General features: G+C 62.3%; 25 protein-coding genes. 11 read left to right on the forward strand and 14 right to left on the reverse strand.

What is annotated here, in order from left to right; translation table 11 throughout:
- Window positions 1–61: 61 nt before the first annotated feature.
- Both HB676_RS32250 and HB676_RS32255 read right to left on the reverse strand, forming a co-directional pair.
- Window positions 62–655 carry a DUF2147 domain-containing protein gene (locus HB676_RS32250; protein WP_213742545.1) on the reverse strand — a complete coding sequence of 198 codons (594 nt, stop codon included), beginning with the start codon at window positions 653–655 and terminating at the stop codon, window positions 62–64.
- Between the two features lie 151 nt (window positions 656–806).
- Window positions 807–1835: an NAD(P)/FAD-dependent oxidoreductase gene (locus tag HB676_RS32255; RefSeq protein ID WP_213742546.1), complete on the reverse strand. Its 1029-nt coding sequence runs from the start codon at window positions 1833–1835 to the stop codon at window positions 807–809.
- Between the two features lie 157 nt (window positions 1836–1992).
- Between HB676_RS32255 and HB676_RS32260 the strand changes: the two genes are divergently transcribed.
- On the forward strand, window positions 1993–2448 hold the full coding sequence (locus HB676_RS32260; RefSeq protein WP_213742547.1) for a thioesterase family protein: 456 nt from the start codon (window positions 1993–1995) through the stop codon (window positions 2446–2448).
- Window positions 2449–2542: 94 nt separating this feature from the next.
- Here the strand turns inward: HB676_RS32260 and HB676_RS32265 are convergent, their stop codons facing one another.
- Window positions 2543–2863 (reverse strand): 2Fe-2S iron-sulfur cluster-binding protein, encoded by a 321-nt coding sequence (locus HB676_RS32265; RefSeq protein ID WP_213742548.1) that lies wholly within the window; start codon window positions 2861–2863, stop codon window positions 2543–2545.
- Between the two features lie 119 nt (window positions 2864–2982).
- Entirely contained in the window at window positions 2983–3360 is a 378-nt protein-coding gene (locus tag HB676_RS32270; protein WP_213742549.1) for an Hpt domain-containing protein, read from the reverse strand.
- Between the two features lie 409 nt (window positions 3361–3769).
- On the opposite strand from HB676_RS32270, the gene HB676_RS32275 reads away from it, so the two are divergent.
- The 3 genes from HB676_RS32275 (at window position 3770) to HB676_RS32285 (ending at window position 10244) form a co-directional block, all read left to right on the forward strand.
- Window positions 3770–9376 carry a negative regulator of septation ring formation gene (locus tag HB676_RS32275; protein WP_213742550.1) on the forward strand — a complete coding sequence of 1869 codons (5607 nt, stop codon included), beginning with the start codon at window positions 3770–3772 and terminating at the stop codon, window positions 9374–9376.
- Window positions 9377–9519: 143 nt separating this feature from the next.
- Window positions 9520–9822 carry a hypothetical protein gene (locus HB676_RS32280; RefSeq protein ID WP_213742551.1) on the forward strand — a complete coding sequence of 101 codons (303 nt, stop codon included), beginning with the start codon at window positions 9520–9522 and terminating at the stop codon, window positions 9820–9822.
- A complete protein-coding gene (locus HB676_RS32285; RefSeq protein WP_213742552.1) occupies window positions 9819–10244 on the forward strand; it encodes a PIN domain-containing protein in 426 nt (141 codons plus the stop codon). The genes HB676_RS32280 and HB676_RS32285 overlap by 4 nt, the downstream gene beginning before the upstream one ends.
- Before the next feature lie 33 nt (window positions 10245–10277).
- Here HB676_RS32285 and HB676_RS32290 read toward each other — a convergent pair whose 3' ends face one another.
- From HB676_RS32290 to HB676_RS32300, 3 genes are read right to left on the reverse strand one after another with little or no spacing between them, the layout of a single operon-like run.
- Complete coding sequence (locus HB676_RS32290; RefSeq protein ID WP_213742553.1) at window positions 10278–11156, reverse strand: MlaD family protein; 879 nt, start codon at window positions 11154–11156, stop codon at window positions 10278–10280.
- A 42-nt stretch (window positions 11157–11198) separates the two neighbouring features.
- A complete protein-coding gene (locus tag HB676_RS32295; protein WP_213742554.1) occupies window positions 11199–11969 on the reverse strand; it encodes an ABC transporter ATP-binding protein in 771 nt (256 codons plus the stop codon).
- Window positions 11970–11971: 2 nt separating this feature from the next.
- Window positions 11972–13105 carry an ABC transporter permease gene (locus HB676_RS32300; RefSeq protein WP_213742555.1) on the reverse strand — a complete coding sequence of 378 codons (1134 nt, stop codon included), beginning with the start codon at window positions 13103–13105 and terminating at the stop codon, window positions 11972–11974.
- A 145-nt stretch (window positions 13106–13250) separates the two neighbouring features.
- On the opposite strand from HB676_RS32300, the gene dgcA reads away from it, so the two are divergent.
- Window positions 13251–14261 (forward strand): N-acetyl-D-Glu racemase DgcA, encoded by a 1011-nt coding sequence (gene dgcA / locus HB676_RS32305; protein ID WP_249780569.1) that lies wholly within the window; start codon window positions 13251–13253, stop codon window positions 14259–14261.
- On the opposite strand, the gene HB676_RS32310 is transcribed toward dgcA, so the two are convergent.
- Window positions 14231–15451, reverse strand: a complete 1221-nt coding sequence (locus HB676_RS32310) for an MFS transporter (protein WP_213742557.1) — start codon at window positions 15449–15451, stop codon at window positions 14231–14233. The two genes, dgcA and HB676_RS32310, sit on opposite strands and share 31 nt — an antisense overlap.
- A gap of 75 nt (window positions 15452–15526) precedes the next feature.
- On the opposite strand from HB676_RS32310, the gene HB676_RS32315 reads away from it, so the two are divergent.
- On the forward strand, window positions 15527–16813 hold the full coding sequence (locus HB676_RS32315; RefSeq protein ID WP_213742558.1) for a hypothetical protein: 1287 nt from the start codon (window positions 15527–15529) through the stop codon (window positions 16811–16813).
- On the opposite strand, the gene HB676_RS32320 is transcribed toward HB676_RS32315, so the two are convergent.
- The 5 genes from HB676_RS32320 to HB676_RS32340 form a co-directional block, all read right to left on the reverse strand.
- Complete coding sequence (locus HB676_RS32320; protein ID WP_213742559.1) at window positions 16810–17808, reverse strand: threonine/serine dehydratase; 999 nt, start codon at window positions 17806–17808, stop codon at window positions 16810–16812. The genes HB676_RS32315 and HB676_RS32320 overlap by 4 nt on opposite strands.
- A 52-nt stretch (window positions 17809–17860) precedes the next feature.
- Window positions 17861–18922, reverse strand: coding sequence for a glycosyltransferase family 1 protein (locus HB676_RS32325; protein ID WP_213742560.1), 1062 nt, complete (start codon window positions 18920–18922; stop codon window positions 17861–17863).
- A complete protein-coding gene (locus tag HB676_RS32330; protein WP_213742561.1) occupies window positions 18919–19731 on the reverse strand; it encodes a UDP-2,3-diacylglucosamine diphosphatase in 813 nt (270 codons plus the stop codon). The genes HB676_RS32325 and HB676_RS32330 overlap by 4 nt, the downstream gene beginning before the upstream one ends.
- A 1094-nt stretch (window positions 19732–20825) precedes the next feature.
- Window positions 20826–21269: an EamA family transporter gene (locus HB676_RS32335; protein WP_213742562.1), complete on the reverse strand. Its 444-nt coding sequence runs from the start codon at window positions 21267–21269 to the stop codon at window positions 20826–20828.
- A 51-nt stretch (window positions 21270–21320) separates the two neighbouring features.
- A complete protein-coding gene (locus tag HB676_RS32340; RefSeq protein ID WP_249780570.1) occupies window positions 21321–22067 on the reverse strand; it encodes a hypothetical protein in 747 nt (248 codons plus the stop codon).
- Window positions 22068–22180: 113 nt separating this feature from the next.
- Between HB676_RS32340 and HB676_RS32345 the strand changes: the two genes are divergently transcribed.
- The 4 genes from HB676_RS32345 (at window position 22181) to HB676_RS32360 (ending at window position 25542) form a co-directional block, all read left to right on the forward strand.
- The gene (locus tag HB676_RS32345; RefSeq protein WP_213742563.1) at window positions 22181–23065 is read left to right on the forward strand and encodes a MurR/RpiR family transcriptional regulator; all 885 of its coding nucleotides are present in this window, start codon (window positions 22181–22183) and stop codon (window positions 23063–23065) included.
- Between the two features lie 37 nt (window positions 23066–23102).
- A complete protein-coding gene (locus HB676_RS32350) occupies window positions 23103–23876 on the forward strand; it encodes a hypothetical protein (RefSeq protein WP_213742564.1) in 774 nt (257 codons plus the stop codon).
- 189 nt (window positions 23877–24065) lie between these two features.
- Complete coding sequence (locus HB676_RS32355; RefSeq protein ID WP_213742565.1) at window positions 24066–25202, forward strand: alpha/beta hydrolase; 1137 nt, start codon at window positions 24066–24068, stop codon at window positions 25200–25202.
- Window positions 25203–25302: 100 nt separating this feature from the next.
- Window positions 25303–25542, forward strand: coding sequence for a DUF2171 domain-containing protein (locus tag HB676_RS32360; RefSeq protein WP_213742566.1), 240 nt, complete (start codon window positions 25303–25305; stop codon window positions 25540–25542).
- A gap of 102 nt (window positions 25543–25644) precedes the next feature.
- Here HB676_RS32360 and HB676_RS34310 read toward each other — a convergent pair whose 3' ends face one another.
- Window positions 25645–25791: a hypothetical protein gene (locus HB676_RS34310; RefSeq protein WP_213742567.1), complete on the reverse strand. Its 147-nt coding sequence runs from the start codon at window positions 25789–25791 to the stop codon at window positions 25645–25647.
- Between the two features lie 87 nt (window positions 25792–25878).
- Here HB676_RS34310 and HB676_RS32370 point away from each other — a divergent pair, with 87 nt between their 5' ends.
- Window positions 25879–26463 carry an exopolysaccharide biosynthesis protein gene (locus tag HB676_RS32370; protein WP_213742568.1) on the forward strand — a complete coding sequence of 195 codons (585 nt, stop codon included), beginning with the start codon at window positions 25879–25881 and terminating at the stop codon, window positions 26461–26463.
- The last annotated feature ends 153 nt before the right edge of the window (window positions 26464–26616 follow it).

Here is a 26616-nt window from a genome sequence, read left to right on the forward strand (position 1 = left end):
CGATAGCCTGTCCCGGACGTGATCCGGGATGGATACCGGTTGGCGTGAAACCCGGTCCGCTCTAGCGAGCCGGTGCTGGTGCAGGCGCGGTGGTCTTTTTCGCGTTGGCCGCAGGCGCCGGCGGCCTCATCGCAGGGGCCTGCGTCGGCAAATATTTGGCGACGATGGCGGGATCGACCGATGCCATTTCGGTGTCCGGCAGACGTTGCCAGGTTTCATTCTTGCCGAGCAGCGGCGTGAGAACATAGCCACGCAGCGTAAGCTCCTGCCCGTCGGCGCTGACGCTCATCTTGGCCTTCCAGACTTCGCCATCGCGCGGATCGAGCACATTGCCGCCTTCGTATTCAAGGCCGTTGCGCTTCATGTTGCGGATGAAGGAAATGCCCGCCACCGGCGCATTCTTGCGATCATCTGTGCATTTCGAGCAGATCTCGCTGGGATCGAGCGGAAACGTCTTGGCGATCGCGCCTTCGAACATGCCGTCGTGATGATCGACCACGAGAACCCATATCACGGGCTTGCCTTTTTCGGACTTCTGCCACAGCCCCGCAGCCGTCACATCGGCGGCGCGCGCCGGAAGCGCCGCGACCAACAACATCGCAAGGCCGGTCACGATCGGCTTCGTCGGTCGCAATCTGGATACAGCATTCCACATCGTCATCACCTGCCAGCCTCTCAAACGATGCCGGAGATTACGGCCATTTGGCCGACGGTTCCAGTACCTCGCTTCGGATATCAAGTGTCCTGCAACGACGCCGTGTTGCCACAAATGTGTCGCAACGGACTCGCCTTGCGTATCGTGCCGTTCAATTGACCCCGAGCTTCTTCTGCAGGCTTGAGGACGATGTCGTGTACTGAAACACCAGCCGCTTTTCCGGATAGATGTAACGATGCGCCTTCTGGGCCATCAGCGATCCCTCGTGGAATCCGCACAGGATCAACTTCAGCTTGCCGGGATAGGTATTAATATCGCCGATCGCGAAGATACCGGGCACGCTGGTCTCGAACGCCGAGGTCTCGACCGGCACCAGATTGTTCTCAAGCTCGATGCCCCAATTTGCGACCGGGCCGAGCTTCATGGTGAGACCGAAGAACGGGAGCATGGTGTCGCATTCGATCTTCGAAAGCGCGTTGTCATTGCCCTTGACGGTGGCGCCGGCGAGCTTGCCGCCTTCGCCATGGAGTTCCGTGACCTGGCCGATCTTCAACTCCAGTTTCCCGGAAGAAACCAGCGCACGCATCTGTTCGACACTGTGCGGCGCGGCGCGGAAATCGTCACGCCGGTGCAGCAGCGTCACGCGCCTGGCGATCGGATGCAAATTCAGCGTCCAGTCCAGCGCGGAATCGCCGCCGCCGACGATCAGCAGATCCTTGTCGCGGAACTGTTCCATCTTGCGCACCGCATAAAACACCGAGGAGCCTTCATAGGCTTCGATGCCCGGCACCGGCGGGCGCTTCGGCTGGAATGAACCGCCACCGGCAGAGATCACGACCACCTTGCACTCGAACACCTGGCCGGCATCGGTGGTGACACGGAAACCGGGATCGCCGATCTTCTCGATCGACTCCACCATCTCGTTGAGATGGAAGGTCGGATTGAACGGCTTGATCTGCTCCATCAGCGCATCGGTCAGGCCCTGGCCGGTGACCAGGGGAATGCCGGGGATGTCGTAGATCGGCTTCTCCGGATACAGTTCGGCGCATTGGCCGCCGATCTTGTCGAGAATGTCGACAAGATGCACCTTCATATCGAGCAGGCCCAGTTCGAAAACGGCAAACAGCCCGCAGGGGCCCGCGCCGATAATCAGCACATCGGTTTTGATCGTTTCGCTCATATCGCTTCTTTTCAGTTGGACATCCCGTCAGGCTGCGCCTGTCTAACCAAGCCAGGCCAGCGAGGAAAGCCATAATATGCCCGGAGCGGCCGCGGCAACCCCTTGCCGCCGCTCGACAACTGCGCTGTAAGGGCAAGAAAATTGAGGAGATCATCTCGTGAACGCCCCTGCCCGTCTCGATTCAACGCCGCGGCTCGATGATTTCCCCTACCGGCTGTCGGACAATGTGCGTTTTGCCGATCTCGACCCCAATCAGCACGTCAACAATGCGGTTTATGCGACCTATTTCGAAACCGGCCGCGTCACGCTGATGAAGGACCGCAGCTACGGGTTGATGCCGGCGGGCCTCGCCTGGATCATGGTGCGGCTCGATATTCATTTTCGCGCCGAACTGCGCTGGCCGGGCAAGATCGAGATGGGGCTCGGCGTCTCGAAATTCGGTCGAACGTCTGTGACCTTCGATCAAGTGGTGTTTTCGGAAGGAAAATGCGTGGCGTCGGCGCAGTCGGTCACGGTGCTGATCGACGGGGCGACGCGCAAACCGACGCCGCTGACGCCCGAGATCCTCACGAATTTCCAGCCCTGGCTGCGGCGCGGCGTGGACGCCGCGTAACACAGCGTTTTCAAGCGAAGTGGGAACCGGTTCGCGTCAAGAAAATGCGTCCAAACAAAAGAGCGTCGATCCTGATTCAATCAGAACCGAAGCGCTAAGCTTGCCGCTCCGGCGTCGAGACGATGAGGCCGTCGAGTTCGTCGCTCACCTTGATCTGGCACGACAGCCGCGAATTCGGCCGCACGTCGAAGCCGAAATCCAGCATGTCCTCTTCCATCGGGGTCGGGCCGCCGACCTTTTCGCGCCAGGCCTCGTCGACATAGACATGGCAGGTCGCGCAGGCGCAGGCGCCACCGCATTCGGCCTCGATGCCCGGGATCGCATTGCGGATCGCCGCTTCCATGACGGTAGCGCCGTTTTCAACGTCAATAATGCGGGTTTCGCCGGAATGGTCGACAAAGCTGATCTTGGCCATGGGTGCTCGTACTGCCGGATGAGAGAGGTCCGGGTTGTCCTATAACGGGTCGATCCGCTCTGCGCTAGCGGCCGGAATGAAAAGCTGGGCTTTGTCCGGGCCTGTCGTTTCCGGCCGGATCAGGACCGGTGCAGGATCGCATCGATGGTCGAGCGGACCCGTGCGACGGCATCGCCGAGTTCGGCGAGCACTTGCGCCGGATCGTCGCTGCGCCGGATCAGGGCTTCCAGAGCCTCCGCCGCATCGGCGACGCCAAACGCGCCGATCGCGCGCGCCGACCCCTTCAGCGTATGCGCCAGCGCGCCCGCGTCCTCGGGCATGGTTTCGAGCATGACGATCAGACTGCCAGCCTGGGCCGAGAACATCGCCAGCACCTCGCGCTCAAGGCCGGCATCGCCAAGCGTCATGCGCTTGAGATGTTCGATATCGATCGGACCGTCATCGGGGGCGAGTGGCGGCGATGGCATCCATTCAATCCGTTCCAGATGAAGCGACATGGCGATTATCCAAATTGGCCCCGCTTGCAGAGAAGTTTTGCGCTGACCGCGAAGTTTCGGCCAGCCAATCACGGAAATGGTTAACAGAACGTTTGAGGTATTTGCCGCAAGTTCGCCGTTTTTTCGGCGAAGAGTTGCCCCAATTAAGCAAAGCGAACGCGAATTTTGAGGTCTCGTAAGGCTTTACGGCTTTGCGCTGTTAACGATGATTAAGATTGTATTAATCGCGGCCATTTCATTCGAGCCGCTCAGCCAATAGGATGTTTGCGGATGTAGCGGACAAGCCGGTCGTCAAGGCCGTGCTTTCGCGCCGTTCACGGGTTCGAGCTTGCGGGGGCAAAACGCAAACTTGGACAGAACGCCGCGAAAACTCCGACGCGTAAAAGTAAAATGAGGGCTCAGACTCAACATGGCGAACAATCCCAAAAAGGTCAAAGACCCTACCGAAGTCGCGCTTTCTGCCATTCAGGAAGCCCTCAATATCGGCGACGCGCCGATGTCCGACAATTCGCGCAGTTCGATACACAGCGAACCGCCATTGATGAATTCGCCCGCGCCATCGTCTTACGACGAGCCTGCTTTCGACACCCGCGACGTCAGGCCGAGCAATGACCGCCCGGTATTCGATCCCATTGAAGAGCCGCGCTCGAGCCGCCGTGCCGCCAATGACGATCGCGAAACCATCGGCCAGATTCTGCAGGCCATCCAGAAGGGCCGCCCCGCTCAAGGTATGCGCACGACATTCACCGTCGTCGCGGGCTTATGGGTCGTCGGCTGCGGCATGCTCACAATCGGCTTTCTGCCCTCACTGCAGGCCGCGATCGGTCAGGGCGCCGGCGGAACGCTGGCGGTGGCCGGCCTGGCCGCCTTGTTCTTCGTGCCGATCGCCCTGTTTTATTTCATGGCGAGTTTGGCCTGGCGCGGCCAGGAGATGCGCATGATTGCGCAATCGATGGCACAGGTCGCGATCCGTTTCTCGGAGCCCGAAAGCGCCGCCAGCGATTCGATGGTGACAGTCGGTCAGGCGATCCGCCGCGAAGTCGCGGCGATGGGCGACGGCGTGGAACGCGCCATCGCGCGCGCCGGCGAACTTGAAACGCTGGTTGCCAATGAAGTCTCCGCGCTGGAACGCGCCTACAGCGACAACGAGGTGCGGATCCGCGCCTTGCTGCAGGACATCGCCCATCAGCGCGACAATCTGGTCGGACAGGCCGAGCAGGTTCGCAGCGCCATCTCCGGCGTGCAGATCGACCTTCGCCACGACATCGCGCTGATCTCGGACGCGATTGCGTCGCGGGTCGACGAAGTCGCCAAGAGCATCACCGGCGCGCTGGAAGAGCGCGGCAGTCACATCACCAGCGCGCTCGGCAATGCCGGCGACAACATGATCCTGGCGCTCGGCGAGCGAGGCGGCGACCTGCTCGACCGGCTCGAGGAAGCCAGCGCGGAAACCACCCGCGCCGTGCTCGACGCCAGCGAGCGCCTCACCACCAGCCTGAATTTCAAGACCGGCCACGTCCATGACGAGTTCGTCGAACTGGCCGACCGCGTGCACGAGATGCTGAACGAGCGGATCGACCGCATCACATCGGAATTCGAACAGCGTTCGTCGACCATCGTCGACGGCATTTCGGACCGGACCGAACAGGTCCATGACTCCCTGAAGAATTCCAGCGACTCCCTGCTGCTGGAGCTCGAACTGCGCAGCGGCGATCTCGTCAGCAAGATCGACGACGCCGGCAACCGCCTCGCGACCCAGATCATGAGTTCCGGCGACAAGGCCAGCGACGCGCTCGACGTGACCGTGAACTCGCTGGTGGCGAAGGTCGTCAGCCAGACCGAGAACGCGCACGACTCACTCAGCCTGCAGATGAGCGCCTTCGACGAACTGGTGAAGAACCAGGGCGGAGAACTGGTCGAAAAATTCGCCCGCGACAGCGGCACACTCGGCGCGCTGATTACCCGCCACATCTCGGAGTTCGACCGCACCGTCAAAACCTTCGGCGGCGAAATCGTCGATCGCATGGGTCAGCGCACCCAGGACATCCATGAATCGCTCAAGACCTATGTCGACACTTTCGATACCCGCCTGACCTCGAATGGCGGCGAGATCACCGCGTCGCTGGACCAGCGCCTCGTGCAATTCGAGACCACGCTCGGAAACCGCGTCGCCCATCTAGACACCTCGCTCGACACCAAGATCAAATCCTTCGACGAATCGATCGACGGCCGGCTCAAGTCGCTTGAGGAGACCTTCGACACACGGGCGAAGTCCGTCACCGAGACCATCGACACCAGACTGGACTCGCTACACTCATCGCTGACCGATGGCGCCTCGCAGGTGATCCAGTCGATCGACTCGCGCCTGACGTCGCTGACCTCGTCCCTGACCGATGGGGCTTCGCAAGCGCTCAACTCGGTCGACTCCCGCCTGACTTCGCTGACCTCGTCGCTGACCGACGGCGCCTCGCAGGCCCTCAACTCGATCGACTCTCGCCTCACCGCGTTGAATTCGTCGTTGACCGACGGCGCCACGCAAGCGATCCACGCGATCGATTCTCGCCTCACACTGCTCACCTCTTCGCTCACCGACGGCACCGCCCAGGCGATCGCCGCCGTCGACCAGCGCATCACCAACGTGACCGAAACCATCGACGGCCGCAGCACCCACTTGACCGACACCATCACGGCGCGGTTCCAGGAAATCCATCAGGGCATCGAAACCCGGGTCGGTGAAGTGGCTTCCGATATCGACACGCGCGTCGCGCAGTTCGAAGACTTGCTGGGTTCGCGCATCGAAGCCGTGGCCGGCCGCATCGAGAGCAGCGGACGCCAGGCCAGCGACGATCTGATGGCCCGCGCCGAGGAATTGTCGCTCGGGATCAAGTCCCATGTCGAAGATGCGGAACGCTCGCTGACCAACCTCGTGGTCAACACCAGCGAAACCATCCAGACCGGCGCCCGCTCCGCGCAACAGGCCCTGCTGGCGGTGTCGACCGACGTCGGCGCCCAGCTACAGCTCACCTCGGCGGAAGTCGAGCGCACGCTCACGGCCGTCGGCAGCAGTTCCGCGAATTCGATCCTCATTAGTGCACGCGATGCCCAGTCCGGCCTCCTGACGGCCTCATCTGATGTCGCCGAGCAAATCAAGACGCTGTCGGCCGACGTCGAGCGGACGCTCTCGGCTGCCGGTTCGGCAACCGCCGGTTCGATCGTCACCGGCGCACGCGAAGCACAGACGACCCTGGTCGCGGCTTCCGCGGACGCGGCCAGCCAGGTCAAGTCGCTGGCTGCCGATGTCGAACGCTCGCTCTCCGCCGTCGGTTCGGCAACCGCCAGTTCGATCGTCACCGGCGCACGCGAAGCGCAGACGACCCTGGTCGCGGCTTCCGCGGACGCCGCCGCCCAGGTCAAGTCGCTGGCTGCCGATGTCGAACGCTCGCTCTCGGCCGCCGGCAACGCGACCGCCGCCTCCATTCTCGCCGGTGCGCGGGAAGTCCAGAGCTCGCTCGTCACCGCCTCGTCGGATGCCGCCACCCACGTCAAGTCGCTGGCCGCCGATATCGAACGCTCGCTGTCGATCGCCGGCACGACCACCGCCGAATCGATCGTCGCCGGCGCGCGCGAGGCTCAATCGACCCTGACCACCGCTTCGACGGCTGCCAGCAGCCATGTCCAGTCATTGACGGCCGACGTCCAGCGTTCGCTGTCGATCGCCGGAACGTCGACCGCCGAATCCATCACGGCGGGCGCACGCGAGGCCCAGTCCACGCTGTTGACTGCCTCTACCGACGCCGCCAACCACGTCAAGTCGCTGGCCATCGATGTCGAGCGCACCCTGACCGCGGTCGGCGCGGATACCGCCGCCTCGATCCTCAGCAGCGCGCGGGAGGCCCAGCATTCGCTGGCCGCCACCTCGGCCGATGCCGCCAGCCAGATCAGGGCGATCTCGACCGACATCGAGCGCTCGCTCTCGGCGGTCACCGCCAACACCACCGACAATATCGCGACCAGCGCCGTCACCGCGCAGAACGCCTTGGTCGCCGCGTCGAACGAAGTCAGCTCGAAGGTCAAGTCGACCTCTACGGACATCGAACGCTCGGTTCTCGCCGCCAGCGGCGCGTTCAGCTCGACCATGACTGGCAAGACCGACGAAATCGTCAACTACGTGCAGCAGCAGACCGATCGTCTCGCGCAGATGATCGACGGCAAGCGTGGAATACTGGTCGATGCCATCGGCTCCAAGACCAACCAGCTCACGGTCGATATCGACCGCGTGACCTCGGATGCGCTGAAGTCGATCGAAACCCGCGGCCAGACCTTCTCGCAATCGATGCTGAGCAACGGCACCGACGTCGCGCGGACGATCACGTCCGCCGGCGAACTGGCGACCGGTGCGGTCAACAAGTCGCTCAAGGATCTCGAGACGTCGTCACGCGCGGCCATCGACCAGTCGCGTCAGGTCTCGATCGCGGCAGTCACCGAGATGCAGGAGACCAGCAAGATCCTGCGCACCGACACGGTCGCTTTGTTCGAGCGGCTGCGTGAAGGCAACATCCTGCTGCAGGAAGTGCTCACCGGCGCCCATGACAACCTCAACTCGCTCGAGCGCGCTTTGGTGACGCGTGTGGCCGACTTCGTGTCCGCCATGAACGACGTCACTTCGCGCAACGGTGCGGCGACCCAGACGCTGGAAGATCAGTTGAGCGTCTTCAACTCGAAGACGTCACGGGCCCTGGAAGACCTCGGCTCGCTCTCCAGCCAGTTCGAAAGCCATGGCAAGACCCTGGTCGATGCCGCGGCCGTGGTCGAGCAAAGCAACCGCAGCACCACCTCCTCGGTCGCCGAACGCAAGGCGCTGCTGGATTCGCTGGTCAGCACGATCGATCATCGCACCACCGATCTCGATGAGCGGCTGTCGCGCTTCACGAGCCTGCTCGATGAATCGCTGGCTGCCGCGGAAGAGCGCGCGCGCGATATCGCCCGCGTCGTGGCGGAAACCGCCGGTGCGGGATCAGCCGCGATCAGCCGCCAGTTCGAAGCGGTTCGCGCCGCGGCCGAAGAAGAACGCCGGCTGACTTCCGACTCGATGGCTGAGCTTTATCAGCAGAGCACGCAGGAAGCCGACGGCATGTTCACGCAGTCCGCCGAGCGCTTTGCGACCATGGTCCAGAGCATGAAGCAGATGGCGGCCGAGATGCATCTCGAACTCGAAGCAACCCGTAACGAGCTGCGCCGTGGCGTGCTGGAAATGCCGCAGGAAGCCGCGGAAAACACCGCGCAGATGCGCAAGGTCATCGTCGACCAGATCGAAGCGCTGGCCGAACTGAACCGGATCGTCGCGCGCCATGGCCACGGCCTCGATGTCGTGACCACCAGCCGCGCCAGCATTCAGCGCGAGGAAGAGCCGATGCTGGCCACGGCCGGCGGACGCGGCGAGTCTCGCGCTGCAGCCCCGCGCATGCGCGACAGTGGCGGCAGTGCGTCCACCCTGCCACCGCCGGATCTCGGCCTGCCCGCCTCGCGCCGCACCGAAGCTCCGCCGGTTTCCCCGGCGAGCGCCGACCAGGGCCGCGACGGCTGGCTTTCCGATCTCCTGAGCCGCACCGATGGTGCACCCGCTGGCGGCGGCAACCGCGAGGTTCCGCGCGGCCGCACGCCACAGCAGGCCACCGGCGGCAACCCGCTGGAGTCGCTGACGCTTGACATCGGCCGGCTGCTCGATCGCAACCTCGCCGCCGAAATGTGGGACCGCTATCAGCGCGGCGAGAGCAAGGCATTCTCCAAGCGGCTCTACACGCCGGCCGGCCAGAAAGCCTTCGACGAGGTTGCCCGCAAATATCGCGCCGACCGCGGCTTCAAGCAGACGGTCGATCGCTACATCACCGAGTTCGAGCGGCTGCTCGACGAAGTCGCCCGTGACGAGCGTGGACCGTCAGTGCTGCGCAGCCATCTCACCTCCGAGACCGGCCTCGTCTACACGCTGCTCGCGCATGCGGCGGGACGGCTCGGGTAAAGCGCCAATCAATCGCGGATAAAGAAACGGAGGCAGCAATGCCTCCGTTTTTGTTTGGGCGGTGAAATATACAGCCTATAACTTGCAACTGACGAAATTCTGGATATATTTCTGGATATATTTGCGAACTTGGAGAGCCAGCCATGAGCGACAACGCGCAGAAAAAAGCCTTACGAAATTACCGGACACGGCTGGTCAAGCGTGGCATGGCGCGATTCGAAGTGCTCGGGCTGGATGGCGACCGCGATCTGATCCGATCTTTGGCGAAGCGGCTTGCGGAAGACGACCCAGACGCGGCACAAATTCGTGCCGCAGTTAGTCAGACAATTTCCGGCGATCCACCAAAGAAAGGCGGCATCCTTGCCGCATTGCGCCGATCGCCTCTCGTTGGAGCCGATCTCAATCTCAACCGCCTTGATGAAGCCGGTCGCAAGGTTGCCTTGTGACGCGCTATCTCCTCGATACCAACGTCATCAGTAACGTCATCAAGCCAAATCCATCCCCAACGCTTTTGGAGTGGATGGCGGAACAGAATGACATCGACTTGTTCATCTCTACACTAACGGTCGCAGAGCTTCAGCGCGGGGTATTGGAAAAGCCCAAAGGAAGAAAACGTACTGCGCTGGAAGCCTGGTTCACCGGTCCAGAAGGTCCGCAGGCAGTTTTTGCTGGCCGCGTTTTGCCGTTCAACGAGAGAGCGGCTCTCGTTTGGGCCCGACTAATGGCCGAAGGCACGGCCAAGGGGCAACCCCGAAGTGCGCTCGACATGATCGTCGCAGCAATCGCGGAGGCCAATGGCTGCATCGTCGTTACAGATAACGAGAAGCATTTTAACGGACTAAAATTTATCAATCCACTTCGAGCATAAGGCAAATTAACGAAGTCCGCCCAACGTGTCCGTTTACTGCCTCTTCGGCGCCGCGGTCGGCCCTGGTGTCGGCACCGACGCTGAGGCCGCGGCTGGCGCGCTGGAGCCGCCGGCGCCGAACAACAGGCGCGTCGGGTTGCGGTCGAGATTGTTGACCGCACGGCTGATGTCGCCGAGCGTTCGGCGGCCATCGGTCATCAACGCGCCCGAACGCTTGTCGAAATCCTCGGCGAGTTCGCGGATCGATTTCACCGCCAAAAACAGTTCGCCGCCATCCCTCCCGCCAGCCAGCGCATTGAGGCCGAGCATCAGATTGTCGGCCTTGCCCATCACGCCATCAACCTTGAGCATGACGTCGTCGATCTTGTCGGCGTTACGCGCCAGCGAACCGGTGAAGGTCTCGAGGTTCTTCAGCGAGTTTTTGATCGCCGCCTGATTGTCCGCCACCACCCGGTTGATGTTCTGCAGTGTGCCTCTGATCGCCTCGGTCACGTCCTGCAGCGCGTTCGGATCGGCGGTGAGCACGGGAACGCCATCCTCATCCAGGGGAACCGCAGGCGCGGCCTCCTCGCCGCCCTTGAGCGATATCGCGGCGACCCCGGTCAATCCCTGGAACTCGAGCCCGACCAGCGTGTCTTTGCGCAGCGGCGCGTTGTTCTCGATCATCGCGAGTGCGACCACCCGCCGCGGGTTGTCCAGCTTCACCGAGATGACTTCACCTACCCGAATACCGTTAAAATTCACGCTGCCGCCATTGCGCAGGCCGGTGGCCGGACCTTCGAAGATGACGCGCAAGGGGCTGCGGGCCTTGGTGGTGTGGAGACTCTGGAACCACAGCACAAAGCCAAAGGCCGCGGCGATCACGGCCAATGTGAACGTTCCAATCAGGACGTAGCTCGCCCGCGTTTCCATCAAACCAACTCCGATACCGAATAAATGAACTAGCCCGGTGACCTAGCCCATCACTGCGCGGGCGCGCTTGCCGTGGAAATAGGCCCTCAACCAGGGATGCTGCGAGGCCTGCATGTCGGCCATCGATCCTGAGGCAATGATCTTACCGTTCCCTAAAACGGCAATACGGTCACAAGCTGTGTAAAGGCTGTCCAGATCGTGGGTTACCATGAAAACGGTCAGGCCCAAAGTACGCTGCAGGGTCCGGACCAGTTCATCGAAGTCACCGGCGCCGATCGGATCGAGGCCCGAGGTCGGCTCATCGAGGAACACGAGTTCCGGATCGAGCGCCAGCGCGCGCGCCAATGCGACGCGCTTGATCATGCCGCCGGAAAGTTCCGACGGAAAGCGATCGGCGACTTCCGGCTTCAGGCCCACCATGCCTAATTTGGCCATCGTGATCTCGTCGAGCAATCGCTGCGAGACCTTGAGATATTCGCGCACCGGAAACTGGATGTTCTGCCGCACGCTGAGCGAGGAGAACAACGCCCCCTGCTGGAACAGGATTCCCCAGCGCCGCTCGACGCCGCGCCGTGCGGCGGCGTTCGCTGAATCCAGGTCGACGCCGAATACCTCGATGCGTCCGCTGGTCTTGGGGACGAGGCCGATGATGGTGCGCGTCAGCACCGACTTGCCGGCGCCGGATGGACCCACAAAACCCAGGATCTCGCCGCGCTTCACGTCGAGATTGAGGCCGTCCAGAATCTTGGTCGAACCGAACTGCACGGAGATATCGCGAACGCGGATAATGGCATCGGCAATTTCAGGGGCCATCGTCACATTCCGATCGACGCGAAGAAGATCGCGAACACGCCGTCCATCACGATGACGAAGAAGATTCCTTGCACCACGGATGCGGTGGTGTGCGCGCCGAGCGACTCGGCGCTGCCTTCGACCGCGAGCCCTTCGACGCAGGCCACGATGCCGATGACGGCCGCCATGACCGGTGCCTTGATGAGGCCGACGGTAAAGTGATTGATCGAGATCGCATCGCGCAGCCGCAGCATGAAGGCTTCGGGATCGACGCCGCCATACCCCCAGGCCACGAGGCCCCCGCCGACCAATGCGGCCATCGCGCCGAGGAAAGCCAGAATCGGCAATGCAATAATCAGCGCCAGTAGCCGCGGCAGGATCAAAACCTCGATCGGATCGAAACCCATGGTGCGCAGCGCGTCGATCTCCTCGCGCATTTTCATCGAACCGAGTTCGGCGGTGTAAGCGCTGCCGGAGCGTCCCGCGACCATGATCGCCACCAGCAGCACGCCGATCTCGCGCAGCACCAGCACGCCCAGCATGTCGACGACGAAGATATCCGCACCGAACTGGCGGAAATGAAAAATGCCCTGCTGGGAGATGATGCAGCCGATCAGAAAGGTGATCAGCACCACGATCGGCACGGCGCGCCAGCACACCTGTTCGAGATGATGCACGGTCGAGGTCAGACGGAAACCGGAGGGATGGATGAAGACGCGCCCGCCCGCCGCCAGCACGGCGCCGAGCATGTCGAGCAGGCCGATAATCGTGGTGCCGAAGCCGGCCATGTTGCGGCCGATCTGGTCGAGGATGCCCGTGATCGTCACCGATACGGCACCGGCGGCCGGCGCCGGCTTCACCCGGCGCACTTCGTCGACCAGGCTGGAATAGTTGGCCGAGAGCCCGGCGATCTTCGCCTCATTATCGCCCTGGGTCAGGCTGCGGCGAAGCCGCTCGATCAGCCAGGCTCCGAACGTGTCGAGCTTGGATACCTGCGACACGTCGATGAAGATATTGGGGCGGCTTCCGGTCAGCTTTTCAGCGTCGGCCACCATCTTCTCAAGCACCGGCGCAAAACGGGCGGTCCAGGAACCGGCCGCGCACAGCGCAAGCCCATTGCCTTGTGCAATCCGCTCCAATGTCGGGTCGCCGTTCAAGATGCCAACTCCAGTGTCGATTCGGCGCCGTTCATCGCGGAGGAAAATCCAGCAACACAGCCGCCCTCTTGCAGAATACACCCCCGACCGGCCATACAGTAACCAGTCATACTTGGTTGCGCCGGGCAAGCATACGGTTCAGAAATTGCCAGATATTAAAACGACTTCCACTAAATCGACCGCGCTCGCGGCCCGAATCGAACGCTGGCCGATCGCCGGCAGCTTTACCATCAGCCGGGGCGCCAAGACCGAGGCCGTGACCATCCTCGCGCAGGTCGCGCGCGACGGACATATCGGACAGGGCGAATGCGTGCCCTATCCGCGCTATGGCGAGACCCCGGAAGCCACATTGGAAGCCCTGTTGTCGATGCAGGAACCTCTTGGACAGGGACTCGACCGGCAGGCGCTGCAGACGGCGATGCCGCCCGGCGCGGCGCGCAACGCGCTGGATTGCGCGCTCCTGGACCTCGAAGCCAAGATCAGTGGCCGGCGGATTTGGGAACTTTTGGGACGCCCTGCCCCGCGACCCTGCACCACCGCCTATACGATCTCGTTGGGAACGCCGAAGGCGATGGCCGCGGCGACCGCCAAGGCGGCGCACCGGCCGCTGCTCAAGATCAAGCTCGGCGGCGACGGCGACGCCAAGCGGATCGCGGCGGTGCGCAAGTCCGCGCTCGAATCCGAACTGATCGTCGATGCCAACGAGGCCTGGACCGCGAAAAATCTCGAAAAGAATCTCGCCGCCTGCGCCGAGGTCGGCGTCACGCTGGTCGAGCAGCCGCTGCCCGCCGGCCAGGACGAGATTTTGGCGCGCATCCGCAAGCCGCTGGCTGTCTGCGCCGACGAGAGCGTGCATGACCGCGCCTCGCTCGAAGGCCTGCGTGAGCGCTACGATGCCGTCAACATCAAGCTCGACAAAACAGGCGGACTGACCGAGGCGCTGCTGATGGCGGATGCGGCGCACGCGCTGGGATTCGAGATCATGGTCGGCTGCATGGTTGCGACGTCGCTGGCGATGGCGCCGGCCATGCTGCTGACGGGACGAGCCCGCTTCGTCGACCTCGATGGTCCCTTGTTGCTGGCGCAGGACCGCGACAGCGGCCTGCGCTACGACGACAGCCTGGTCTATCCGCCGGATGCCGAATTGTGGGGCTGATCGGCCGATCTCGGCTCCAATAGAAGCCGTCGCGCCGACCACATCAGGATCGCACCCGACAGCGCCATCACGGCCATGACGTAATAGACGCCCTGCCCGTATCGGGCATAGATCACGCCGGACAGGATCGACGCACCGCCCCCAACGATGCCGGAACAGGCCGCCAGATAACCTTGCCCTCGCGCCATGGTGTGAAGGGGCACTTGCCGCACCAGAAGGCCCATGGTGCCAAGCTGGGTCAGGCCGAAACTAAACCCGTGCAGCAGTTGGACAGCCGCCAGCAACACAGCGGACGGCTCCTGCGCTGTGAGCAGCCAGCGCAGCATGGCGCAGAGCGCCCCGATCACCACCAAGGCCGAAGGCGGCCACGTAAAGCGCGGCGATAGCGCGAACACCACGATCTCCGCCAACACGCCCAGCACCCATAGCGCGGCAATCGTTAGCCCGCCAAACCCGGCTAGCTGCCAGGTGATCGAAGAGAAAGTGTAGAAGGCGGCATGGCTGCCTTGAATCAACGCCGAACTCAGGATGATCACGAGAAAGCCGCCGTCGCGCAGCAACGCGGTCGCACCGTGCAGCGCCGCCGGATGCGGCTTTGGATTGTCCAGCGGCTTTAATCCGAGGCTGACGACGGCGCCGATTGCGGCCAGCGCTGCGATCACCCAGATCAACTGCCGGGCCTCGATCACCTCGACCAGCAGCCCGCACGCCAATGCTCCCACCACGAATGCCGCAGAGCCCCATAACCGCAACGGCCCATAGTTGAGGCCGTATCGCACGACTCCGCGCAGCGCATAGGCGTCCGTCAACGGCACGATCGGCGTCCACACGCAGGCGGTGACGGCATAGGCGAGAAATACGAGAATGGCCTGATGCTGGGTCCCGACCGCTGCAAAGCCGAGCGCGGTCATGAAGGCCGTGACGATCAACGCGCTGTGCAGAGAGCCGCGTTTTTCGGCAAGGCCGGCGATGAATGGCAAAACCGTAAATCGCGTCACCGCGGGAACGGCGGCAATGACTCCGATCCACGACGCATCGATTCCGACCGCCCGCAGCCAGACCGGGAAAAACGGCATCTGGGCGCCGACCAGGGTGAACACGGCACCGTAAAACAGCGCCAGGCTGGTCGCGAATCGCTTTGGCGCCAGCATTGCCGCAGATGCGATGGGGATTTGTGATTCGCCGGGCATCAATTCAATTGCGATTCGCTCGATATCGTGATGATCGTTAGCGTAACGCGCGATGATTTGCGCGATGAGTTTGCCATGGCCGACGAAGCATTCGCCCTGTCACCTATTTCCGCACGCGCGGCCCAGCCGCGCGAGGAGGATTACGACGCGATCCGCGAAGCGTTCATGGAGACCTCGCGGGGTCGCTGGTTTCTCAGCGAGTATGCCAAGCGCAACCGCAATGCCGATACGCGGATGGTACTCGATGCGGTGGCGCGGATCGAGGAAACCATCGCCGCCCAGAAGAAACCGGCGCCCGACGACAACAAGCTCGACGAGGCGCTGGCGGCGATCAAGGCTTCGCTGGTTGAGGCCAGAGCCAATGCGACGGCGGCACTTGGCGATCTCGGGCTTGAAGAAAGCCTCGCGCCCGCGCGCAAGGGCGCCCGGGTGATCCGCGAGATCGCATGGCGGCTGCGCGAGATCGGCGCCGACGGGCGGATTTGCGACCTGATCGATTCGCAGGTCGGCGCCATCGAAGGCGCCTGCAGCAAAATCGCCGCGACCGACGCGATGCCTGCCCTGACCACGGCGTTCGATCTGATCGAGGGACGGATCAAGGCGTTCGGCGACAGCCAGGCTGGAGCGCCGCAGCCGGCGGAGAAAGAAGTTCCCCGGCCGGCAGACAAGGTTGTCGCATTTCCGCAAAAGGCCGCCGAAGAGAACGCTCCCGTCGAAGCCGCTCGCCCTGTTGCGCGCGCCGCAGAGGAAGCAATTCCCCCGGCCCCGCTGCCTGAAGCGCCTGCGGCAATCGAAGCGCCGGCAGCGAGTACGGCCGCCGATACCGAGACCGCGATGAGTAGTCCGGCTTTGGCGGCTGAGCCGGTCGCGCCAATCGCCGAGGCAATGGAGGCGAAGGCCGAGTTCGCAGACCCATCGTCTGAAGCCATCGATATCAGCGCGGACGACGCCGATGCGGAAGCCGCCGAGGCCCACGACGATGCCGTCCTCGACATGGTCGCGATGGAAATGGCCGCGTTCGATCCGGAGGATGCTTACGATCCGCCGGAGAGCGAGATCGACGAGGCCCCAACCTCTTATGAAACTCAGGCCTCTTCCGAGCCTGAGCTTCAAATCTCGTATGAACCTCAAGCGACCGCTTTACCGCCGGTTACGCCCCTCGGCGTCGTTGCCGAACGGCCGCAGCCGGTTATCGCCGCGGCCCCTCAACCTGTGCAAGAACCCAGACCGTTGCCTGAACCGTCGCTCGGCTCAAGCCTGATCGCCAGCGGTCTGGTGCGGGGCCACGCGGCTTCAAAGCCCGATCCGCTGGCCGCAATCCGGCGCATGAGCCAGGCCGAGAAGATCGCGCTGTTCTCCTAACCGCGCCCGCCGATCAGCTTCGCGAACATATCCGCATCGACATTGCCGCCGGACAGCACGATCACGATGTTCTTGCCGGCCGTATCGATGCGGCCGGCGAGCAAGGCGGCAAGGCCGACCGAACCGCCGGGCTCGACCACCAGCTTCAACTCGCGGAAGGCGAATTCGACGGCCGCACCGACTTCGGCATCGGACGCGACGAGGCCCTTGGTGAGGAGCCGTCCGTTGATCGAAAACGTGATCTCGCCGGGGATCGCGGCCATCAGCGCGTCGCAGATGGTGCGGCCTTTGCCATCGTGCGCCTCGCGCTTGCCGGCGCGCAGCGAACGCGCGTGATCGTCAAAAGATTCCGGTTCGGCCGACATCACGCTGGCTTGCGGAAAGCGCGCCTTGATGGCGGTCGCGACCCCGGCGATCAGGCCACCGCCCGATACGGGCGCCACCACGATATCCGGTGCGATCCCGAGTGCGGTCATGTCTTCGGCGATTTCCCGCCCCGCGGTGCCCTGGCCTGCGATCACAAACGGATCGTCATAGGGCCGCACCAGCGTCGCGCCGTGTTTGGCAGCGATGCCGTTGGCGATGGCTTCGCGGTCCTCGTTGTCGCGGTCATACAGCACGACCTCGGCGCCGTAGGATTTGGTGCGCTCGCGCTTCAGCAGCGGCGAATCCGCCGGCATCACGATGGTCGCGCGCATGTTGAGAATTTTCGCCGCCGCCGCCACGCCCTGGGCATGGTTGCCGGAGGAGAACGCGACCACGCCGCCGCCACGCGCGCTTTGCGGGATCGACGACAGCTTGTTGAAGGCGCCGCGGAACTTGAACGATCCGGTCCGCTGCAGCATTTCGGGTTTCAGGAACACCCGGGTTCCCACGCGCTCGTTGAGAACCGGCGATGACAATAGCGGCGTTCTTACCGCGAAGGGGGCCAGCACGCGCGCCGCGGCGTCAATATCCGCAGCACTGACCGGCAAGGATTGGGTTGATTCAGACATGGCCGCTTTGTATCGCGTCCGCCGAGGCCGGGGCAAGCCTGCTTCACCCCCCTCACGCCACGAAGCGTGGCTGCTTTGCGGCAAAGTGCATATCGTCATTGTGCGGGTCGAGGGTGTGAATACTGGTGGCATTTTCGACGAATATCCGCGCCGAGGCTTCCCAGGTATGCTTTGCTGCGAATTCGCGGCAGGCCTGCGGCGAAATCCGCAACGCCGACAGGCACGCCAGATGCAAATCATCGTTCAGCGCGCCGACCGGCGCGGAACCGATCACATCGCGCGGACCTGTCACCGGAAACGCCGCGACCGGCACGCCGCTGGCCAGCGCTTCGAGCAGAACCAGCCCAAAGGTATCGGTCTTGCTCGGGAACACAAAGACGTCGGCAGCGGCGTAGGCCTGCGCCAACGCTTCACCCTGCATTGAACCCAGAAACACGGCCTGCGGATATTTTCGCTCCAGCGCCGCGCGCGCCGGTCCGTCGCCGACAATGACTTTGCTGCCGGGCAGATCGAGATCGAGAAACGCCTCGAGATTCTTCTCAACCGCGACACGCCCGACACACAAAAACACCGGACGCGGCAGGCCTAGGTCGGCGGTGGGGCGCGGGTAAAACAAATCCGTATCGACCCCGCGCGGCCACAGCACGACATTGCGAAAGCCGCGCGCGCGCAGCTCATCGGCCAGCGCGGGTGTCGCCGCCATCACCGCTTGGCTGGCGCCGTGGAATTTTCGTAGCGCTGCCCAGATCCAGGATTCGCGCACCGGCACGCGAGCGGAGACATATTCGGGAAAACGCGTATGAAAGCTGGTCGTGAACGGCAGCTTATGTTTGCGGCAATGACGCCGCACCCGCAATCCGATCGGCCCTTCGGTCGCGATGTGAATGCTGTCGGGTCGCGCCTCGTCGATCAGGCGCGCGATCTTGGCCTGAGACGGCAGCGCCAGCCGCAAATCCGGATAGCTCGGCATCGCGAAGGTGCGAAACGATGACGGCGTGAGAAAAGCGAGCTCGACGCCAAAAGCCCTGGCCGCATCCGCCGTCATGGTCAGCGTGCGCACCACCCCGTTGACTTGCGGGTGCCACGCATCGGTCGCGACCAGGATACGCGTCATGCCGCGCGCGCGGTAACCGAGGCGACAGGAGCAGCCCGCCGCAGCGGATCGGTCCAGGTGATGATTTCAAAGCGGCCGTCTTCGTGTTCGGCCAGCGCTGTGCAGCTTTCGACCCAGTCGCCGCAGTTCATGTAGCGAATGCCATGCTCGTCGCGGATCGTGGCGTAGTGAATATGACCGCAGATCACGCCGTCGGCGCCGTGACGACGCGCTTCGGCCGCGAGCGTGGTCTCGAACGCGCCGATATAATTGACCGCGTTCTTGACCTTGAGCTTGGCCCATTGCGACAACGACCAATAGGGCACGCCGAACGCGCGGCGGAAGAAGTTGACCAGCCGGTTCATCTGGATCGCGAAATCATAGGCCTTGTCGCCGAGATGGGCGAGCCAGCGCGCGTTCTGCACCACGAGATCGAAGATGTCGCCGTGAATGACCAGATATTTCCGCCCGTCGACACCGGTATGGATGGTGTTCTCCATCACGTCGATGCCGCCGAAATGCGTGCCGTAGTAGTTGCGCAGGAACTCGTCGTGATTGCCCGGCACATAGATGACCTTGGCGCCCTTGCGCGCCTTGCGCAGCATCTTCTGCACGAAGTCATTATGCGATTGCGGCCAGTACCAGTTGGACCTCAGCGCCCAGCCATCGACGATATCGCCGACCAGATAGATCGTATCGGCATCGTGGCTGCGCAGAAAATCCAGCAAGCGCTCGGCTTGCGAACCGCGGGCTCCGAGATGGACATCGGAGATAAACAAAGTGCGAAAGCGTCGTTCAGGACTCTCTTCGCTCATAGCGTCACTATCCATGCGCGCACCTAACAGATTCGCATGACAGTGCGATGACTGCTCATGCTGACCGCCCCGTCCAATAACCACCCGGTCTCAAAGCCGAATTCGCTGTTCCGCGTTAACCACATCGCGAATCAAACGCACCCTGCTTTGCACCTGCGATAACAGCGCCTTGCGACAATCAGGCGACATCGGCCGCGGGTCCGGTGCGCTTCCTACTTCCCTTCCCCCGCGAAGCGGCGGGGAGGGATCGAGGGTGGGGGGTGGCGCTGCAAACACTGCTGTCAGCGAGTGCGCCGATAGACCCCCCACCCCCGACCCCTCCCCGCCACGCGCTGACGCGCGCGGAGGGACGGGAGAAAGAAACCGTCATTGCGAGCGAAGCGATCCATCGTGCGGCACAAAGAAAGAGTTGGTTGTTTCGTCGCTTCGCTCCCTTGCGCAAACGCTACGCGTTTGTCGCAGGCAATGACGACAGATACACCTTCGCATTCTCGCGGCGCGTTTCGCCTGAGTTTTGCTCTGCTCATTCCGCCCTCTTAGAGGGCACAGGGAATGCCGGGCGCCTGGTGCGCCCGCAGCCGCGCGTGTGGTGGTAGTAAGCACGCGCGTTAGTCACCACGGTCACACCGGAAACGCCCGGCATTCCCCGCGCAATGGTTTTAACGGTTTCCTTCGTACTCTCCCCGGTGATCGGGCTCTTTTGTCACCGTCATCAGCGAATTGAATCCGCCAACTTGACACCAGCGTCGAGGCGTCAGGACCACACGACTTCGCCGTCTGCATCAGCACCATTCGTCAAAGGCGCATCCACATCCATCGCATTCCCGCCCAACGTCCGTGACGATCGCGATACGCCCCTCTGGCGGGCAGGAACGAGGCCGAAATAGCCACCGATCGAAATCGATTTGAAGCGGAATATTTTTGAGGGGACATCTGGACACTCCAAATCAACTTGAAACGGCTGAGCAATTTACGTTTTACGCTAAAGTCGTTTTTTCTGCTTCGAGGCTCGCGAAAACAGGCGAGATCGCGAAAATGATCGCTTGATTTGCCCGTCGGGCAAATCAGTGGAAGCGCCGGATGTTTTTCCGAAGCACTTTTTAGGCACTTCAAATCCCGGACGCGATCAGCGCGGCACCGCCGCCGATCATCGCGATTCCGAGCCATCCGGCGAGCGACGGCCGCTCACCCAAAGCCAGCACACCGAAGATCGCGACCAGCACGACGCTGAGCTTGTCGACGGGTGCGACCAGCGACGCCGGGCCCAGTTTCAGAGCCCGGAAATAACACAGCCAGGATGCGCCGGTGCCGAGGCCGGACAGAACGAGAAAAATCCAGGTCCGTCCTGAAACCGTGCCGGGCTGCACGAACTGGCCGGTGGCAAACAACACCACCACAAAACTGATGAGAACCACGATGGTGCGAATGAATGTCGCCATGTCGGAATTGATGTTTTCGACGCCGATCTTCGCAAAGATCGCGGTGAGTGCCGCGAACATGGCGGACAGAATGGCCCACAACTGCCACGATTGTTGCCAGGATTCGAACTTCATCCGGTTTCCTCCGCATTCTTCGGTGCGCCAACCGCGCACGATCGCATCAACTCAAAATGTGAACAGCACCGAGGCGTACCAGGAAATCTGGTCGGTCTCGTTGGCGTTCTCGATTCCGTGCCTGACATAGCCGAGCAGATGGTAATTGTCGTTCAGATCGTAGCGCCAGCCGACACCGACGCTGGTCGTGGCAGGTGTGCCGCTCGAATCCGCGGTCTGATGCAACAGTTCCGCGCCGATCTGAAGTTTCGGCAGGAGCTGATAGGTCAGAACACCTCCGATCTGGCAGAAGTCCATGGCGCGAAACTCGCTGACCGTGCAGCCGCCACCGCCGAACGCCGACCATCCGCCGCTCCAGTCTTTCTGAATCCAGACCGGCAGCAGCACCGATGCGCGATTGTCACCAATGAGGTTTGAGCCGCTGGGGAGAAAAACGCGCGGGAAGATGCTGACATCGAGCCCGAACGCGTCCTGATGCAGAAAGCGATACTTTGCCGCAAGTTCGATGTTGCTCGCACCGAGGCTGGCGCCGCCGCCAGTGGGCCGCTCAAAACCGGCAGGCAAGACCGCCGTCAACTGCAGGTCGGGCGCGGCACCGTAATTGAAATCGATTCCGCTTTCGCCCGCTGTGCCGGCGCGCGTCGCAGTGCCGTTATTGAACGTGTAGATTTCAAAATGACCGGTGTCGGTCGGTTGGGGATCGTCGGAGACATAGGGTGGCCCCGCGATCGCCGACCGTGTCAGCATCGCCAGTCCAAACGCACAACAACGCAGCAGACGCCGGGAGCCGATGCCCATCCCTATTCCGCTTGCCTATCCCGCTTGAAATCGCATTCATGTAGTATATGCTACACTTGTTCATTGTCGAGCAACATTTGCTACATGCTCAACATTCCCCGCGGGAGAGTTCATTGACGGATACCGCCATCGGCTCCTGGACCGGGCTCGATCACATGCTACGCCGGGCTCATCAGCAGCTTGGCGCGGCGGGCTTTCGGGTCGCAAAATTCATCGACGAAAACCGGCCAGTCGTTCTGGCAAGTTCTGCCGCCGCCCTCGGCGCCCGCATCGGCACCTCCGACGCCACCGTGCTGCGGACGATTCAGACGCTCGGCTTCGCCAGCCTTGCCGATCTCAAAAACGCGATCCTGAACGGCGAGCCGGTCTCGACACCCGCCGATGACATGCGGCGCACGCTCATCGATCTCGACAAGGCGACCGGTGCGGCGCTTGACGGCATCTTGCGGGCGCATGCCGATGGCCTCAACGTCCTGCGGTCAAAAAAATGCCGCGCCCAGATGGCCGCGGCCGTTCGCATTTTGAACGACGCCGACCGGATCGCCGTGTTCGGGATCGGCCCCTCCTCCGCGCTCGCAAGCTATGTTTCGGTTTTGCTGGCGCGAAATGGCCGCCGCAGCCGGACGATCAGCGCTACCGGCTCGATGCTGGCCGATCAACTACTCGATCTCGGCAAAGGCGATGCGCTTTTGATCCTCGCCTATGGCCGCCTGTATCGCGAAGTGAAAGCGGTGTTTGCCGAGGCCACGGCGCTGGGATTGCCAACTGTCTTGGTGACCGAAGCCGAAGACACGCCATTGGCAAAACTGGCCGATGTCTGCGTGGCGATACCACGCGGACGGCCGGGCGAGATCGCCCTGCACGGCGCTACACTTGTCGGCCTTGAAGCGCTGGTGCTCTCGCTGGCCGCCGCCAAACCCGAAGCGGCGCTCGCCTCGCTCGACAATCTCAACCGGCTTCGGCGGGCCACCGAAGTCCAGGGCAAAAACGCGAAATAGCGCAAGCGGCAAGATTCAGGACAGGAAGGATATCGGTATGAATCAGGAGTTCGAGCGCAGCAAGGTGCCTGAAGTTACGCTGGTGTTCTGGATCATCAAGATCCTCGCCACCACCCTTGGCGAAACCGGCGGCGACGCCGTCTCGATGTCGATGGATCTCGGTTACGCCGTCAGCAGCTTCATCTTCATCGGTATCTTCGTGGTCGCGGTGATTGCGCAGATTTCGGCGAAGAAATTTCATCCGTTCCTGTACTGGCTCGTTGTCATTGCCACAACGACCGCGGGCACGACTATGGCCGACTTCGCCGACCGTTCGCTCGGCATCGGTTATCCCGGCGGCGCTTCGCTGCTGTTCGTACTACTGATGGCTTCGCTGGCGATCTGGTACCGGTCGGCGGGAACGATCTCGGTCAACACGGTTTCGACGCCGCGCATCGAGATATTCTATTGGGTGGCGATCCTGTTTTCACAGACGCTCGGCACCGCGCTCGGCGACTGGATGGCCGATACCAACGGCCTCGGATACGACGGCGGCGCGCTGGTGTTCACGGCGGGGCTGGTGCTGATCGCAGCCGGCTATTTTTTCACGCGCATATCGAGAACGCTGCTGTTCTGGGGCGCCTTTATCCTGACCCGGCCATTGGGCGCCACGCTGGGCGACCTGCTCGACAAGCCGCTCGACAATGGCGGCTTCGCCTTCAGCCGGTTTTACGCCACCGGAATCCTGGCCGCCGTGATCATCGCCTGCGTGGCGTTTCTGCCGCAACGCGCCGGCACGCATCCGGGCAAATCGCAGGCGACGCCGGGCTGACGGGATGCTGTTTTCCCGACCAGCCTATCGCGGCAGCGGCGCCGACAGGATGCTCCAGGCCTCAGACGATACGGAACGATTTCCTCGGGTGTGGATTGGCTTTGCGAGTCTATCGCCGGCCAAGGCAAGGCGAATTGATCGTTTGATTTGATCATTCCTGTCCGCCCCGGATTCTCGCAAGGAGATTTCATGAGCGCCGCATCGAGAACCGCCGCTATATTTTTGGCGACATCCGTACTCGTCGCTTTCGGCGGCTTGGCGAACGCTCAGACTGCTGCCGAAAAATCGGCCGATAAACCCGCCATATCGTCGTCAACAGCCGATCCCGCCGCTAAAGCCGATCCCGACATGGCGAAGGTGCTCGCGGCCTTGAACGATCTCCACCCAAAACCGATTGAAACGCTCACGCCAACCGAAGCGCGCAAGCAATATTCCGCCACCGATGCGGTGAAGAAGGTGATCAAGGACGAAGGCCTCAAGGTCGATCCGCATCAGGGCCTGTCGATTTCCAATAACCATTTCGCCGATATGGGATCGCTTCATCTTCGCTTCTACACGCCCGCGAACACCAAGAAAGACTCCGACCTTCCCGTCATTGTCTATTATCGAGGCGGCGGCTGGGTGATTGCCGACCTGGACACCTACGATGCATCCGCCTCGGCGATTGCGCGCAAGGCAAAGGCGATCGTCGTATCGGTCGACTATCCCATGGCGCCCGAGCATAAATTCCCCGCGGCCCATGGCACCGCGTTCGAAGCCTACAAATACATCGTGAAACACGCCAAAAGCTGGGGCGGCAATACCGACCGGATCGGCATTGTCGGCGAAAGCGCGGGCGGCAATCTGGCGGTGGCCATGGCCGTTGCGGCGCGCGACCAGCATATCACGATACCCGTTGCCGTCGTGGCGGTTTATCCCGTGGCCACCACCAGCATGGATACACCGTCGAAAAAGGAACAGGCCGCAGCGAAGCCGCTCAACACGCCGATGATGGCCTGGTTTTTCGACAAGCTTCTGAACAATCCCGGCGAGCAACAGGATCCGCGCCTGAACCTGGTAGCGGCCGACTTGAAGAACCTGCCGCCGATCACAATCATCAACGCTGAAATCGATCCGCTGCGGTCCGACGGCGATATGCTGGCCGACCAATTGAAAGCTGCCGGCAACGACGTCACCCACAAGGTATTCAACGGCGTCACCCACGAATTCTTCGGCATGGATGCGGTCGTGGCGAAGGCCGGCGAGGCGCAGGATTTCGCCGTTGCCCAGCTCGGCAAAGGCCTGAATGCGGTCGGCGGCACGATCGGTACCGGCCCCGGAAAGTGAGAGTCAGGGACGCCGGCAGTTTGCGCCCTCACGCAAGCCGCGCAACTTTCAGGTGACCGGGGCGTTTAATTTTTGTGCTTTCACACCAGAGGAGTGGCCAATGCCGGATAGCTCGCAAATCAAGGAACACATGGACGTCATTTCGTCCGACCGAAAAACGGTCGGAAAGGTCGATCACCTCGACGGACCCGACAAGATCAAGCTGACAAAACAAAGTTCACCGGATGGGCAGCACCATCATTTCATCCCGGTGTCGTGGGTGGATCATGTGGATCAACATGTTCATCTGAATAAATCAGGTGCTGACGTCACGGCGCATTGGCAGCACGGTCAGAAGTAATTTCCGACCGAGCGATCAACCGGGTCTTCGGAGCGCTAACCATGGTAGAATGCGCTCCGAAGCGACGTCTCGCGGCCAAGGAACTCCTAATGCAAGGAACTCCTAATGGATGAGAATCGGTTTGCCGCCCTGCTTGGCCACGCCGCGCTTAAGGTTTGGCCGGATCTTCCGCGCGAAGCGCAGGAGCGTTTGTTCTCGGCGGCTGTCGATGACGCTGTGATCGCAAATTCGCTTGCAGAGTTTTTGCATGACCGGCATCCCAAGACTTTGCAACCCAAAACCTCGCATCCGCCCAAACCCACCCGGCTTGCGTAAGCGGCATCCGGATATAGACCTATGCCGGTTCACACGTCGGATCTGCTGAAGCGGCTGATCGACGAGGTGCCAAAGGACACCGTCGATCTGGACTGGCTTCTTGGACATCTTCAGAAGCGCGCGTTCGGACTTCTACTGCTCATCCTGGCCATCGCCATTATCATCCCGGGCCTCGGGGTTGTCGCAAGCTTCGCGATGGTCTTTCCCGCCGTGGAAATGCTGCTCGGTCGTGATCGGCCGACCTTGCCGCATTTTCTCACCAAACGTCCCTTTGCAGCGCAGCGCTTCACGAAGTGGGCTGCCCGGGCTCTCCCGGTCCTGCGGGCTATCGAGCGGGTAAGCCGGTCGCGTTGGCACACACCCGCGGCTGCCACCAAACGAACGCTCGGTCTTCTTGTCCTGCTGCTGGTGCTTTCCGGCATCTGGCCGCTACCCCTCATTAACGTCGTTCCAGCCATCACGATTGCGGTCCTGGCAATTGCCCTTCTTCAGGAAGATGGGCTGCTGCTAGCCGTCGCGTTCTCCGTGGGAATCCTGTCGCTGCTGGCTTTCGGATTGCTGGTTTGGAAGTCGGCCGACGCTCTCGAACACCTCTTCAGTAGCTAGCTCCATACGCCCTGGCGGCAAGTCTTGAAGCCGCTGTCGTCGCTGGCTTGCCGGCCCCGAAAACAAGTGTCTGCTCATTCGGAACGCATCTGCTCTGGTCGGGTTGAATTATGACAGCGCGCGAGCCAATTCGCGCGATCCGAACAAAAGCAA

Origin of the sequence: Bradyrhizobium sp. dw_411, assembly GCF_018449695.1 — a bacterium.
Taxonomy (GTDB): Bacteria; Pseudomonadota; Alphaproteobacteria; order Rhizobiales; family Xanthobacteraceae; genus Bradyrhizobium.

Bases quoted from the DNA above. Each gene is read 5' to 3' on its own strand.
- HB676_RS32250 (WP_213742545.1), bottom strand. From the start codon at position 655: ATGTGGAATGCTGTATCCAGATTGCGACCGACGAAGCCGATCGTGACC.
- HB676_RS32255 (WP_213742546.1), bottom strand. From the start codon at position 1,835: ATGAGCGAAACGATCAAAACCGATGTGCTGATTATCGGCGCGGGCCCC.
- HB676_RS32265 (WP_213742548.1), bottom strand. From the start codon at position 2,863: ATGGCCAAGATCAGCTTTGTCGACCATTCCGGCGAAACCCGCATTATT.
- HB676_RS32270 (WP_213742549.1), bottom strand. From the start codon at position 3,360: ATGTCGCTTCATCTGGAACGGATTGAATGGATGCCATCGCCGCCACTC.
- HB676_RS32275 (WP_213742550.1), top strand. From the start codon at position 3,770: ATGGCGAACAATCCCAAAAAGGTCAAAGACCCTACCGAAGTCGCGCTT.
- HB676_RS32280 (WP_213742551.1), top strand. From the start codon at position 9,520: ATGAGCGACAACGCGCAGAAAAAAGCCTTACGAAATTACCGGACACGG.
- HB676_RS32290 (WP_213742553.1), bottom strand. From the start codon at position 11,156: ATGGAAACGCGGGCGAGCTACGTCCTGATTGGAACGTTCACATTGGCC.
- HB676_RS32295 (WP_213742554.1), bottom strand. From the start codon at position 11,969: ATGGCCCCTGAAATTGCCGATGCCATTATCCGCGTTCGCGATATCTCC.
- HB676_RS32310 (WP_213742557.1), bottom strand. From the start codon at position 15,451: ATGCCCGGCGAATCACAAATCCCCATCGCATCTGCGGCAATGCTGGCG.
- HB676_RS32315 (WP_213742558.1), top strand. From the start codon at position 15,527: ATGGCCGACGAAGCATTCGCCCTGTCACCTATTTCCGCACGCGCGGCC.
- HB676_RS32320 (WP_213742559.1), bottom strand. From the start codon at position 17,808: ATGTCTGAATCAACCCAATCCTTGCCGGTCAGTGCTGCGGATATTGAC.
- HB676_RS32325 (WP_213742560.1), bottom strand. From the start codon at position 18,922: ATGACGCGTATCCTGGTCGCGACCGATGCGTGGCACCCGCAAGTCAAC.
- HB676_RS32330 (WP_213742561.1), bottom strand. From the start codon at position 19,731: ATGGATAGTGACGCTATGAGCGAAGAGAGTCCTGAACGACGCTTTCGC.
- HB676_RS32335 (WP_213742562.1), bottom strand. From the start codon at position 21,269: ATGAAGTTCGAATCCTGGCAACAATCGTGGCAGTTGTGGGCCATTCTG.
- HB676_RS32340 (WP_249780570.1), bottom strand. From the start codon at position 22,067: ATGGGCATCGGCTCCCGGCGTCTGCTGCGTTGTTGTGCGTTTGGACTG.
- HB676_RS32350 (WP_213742564.1), top strand. From the start codon at position 23,103: ATGAATCAGGAGTTCGAGCGCAGCAAGGTGCCTGAAGTTACGCTGGTG.
- HB676_RS32355 (WP_213742565.1), top strand. From the start codon at position 24,066: ATGAGCGCCGCATCGAGAACCGCCGCTATATTTTTGGCGACATCCGTA.
- HB676_RS32360 (WP_213742566.1), top strand. From the start codon at position 25,303: ATGCCGGATAGCTCGCAAATCAAGGAACACATGGACGTCATTTCGTCC.
- HB676_RS34310 (WP_213742567.1), bottom strand. From the start codon at position 25,791: ATGCAAAAACTCTGCAAGCGAATTTGCGATCACAGCGTCATCGACAGC.
- HB676_RS32370 (WP_213742568.1), top strand. From the start codon at position 25,879: ATGCCGGTTCACACGTCGGATCTGCTGAAGCGGCTGATCGACGAGGTG.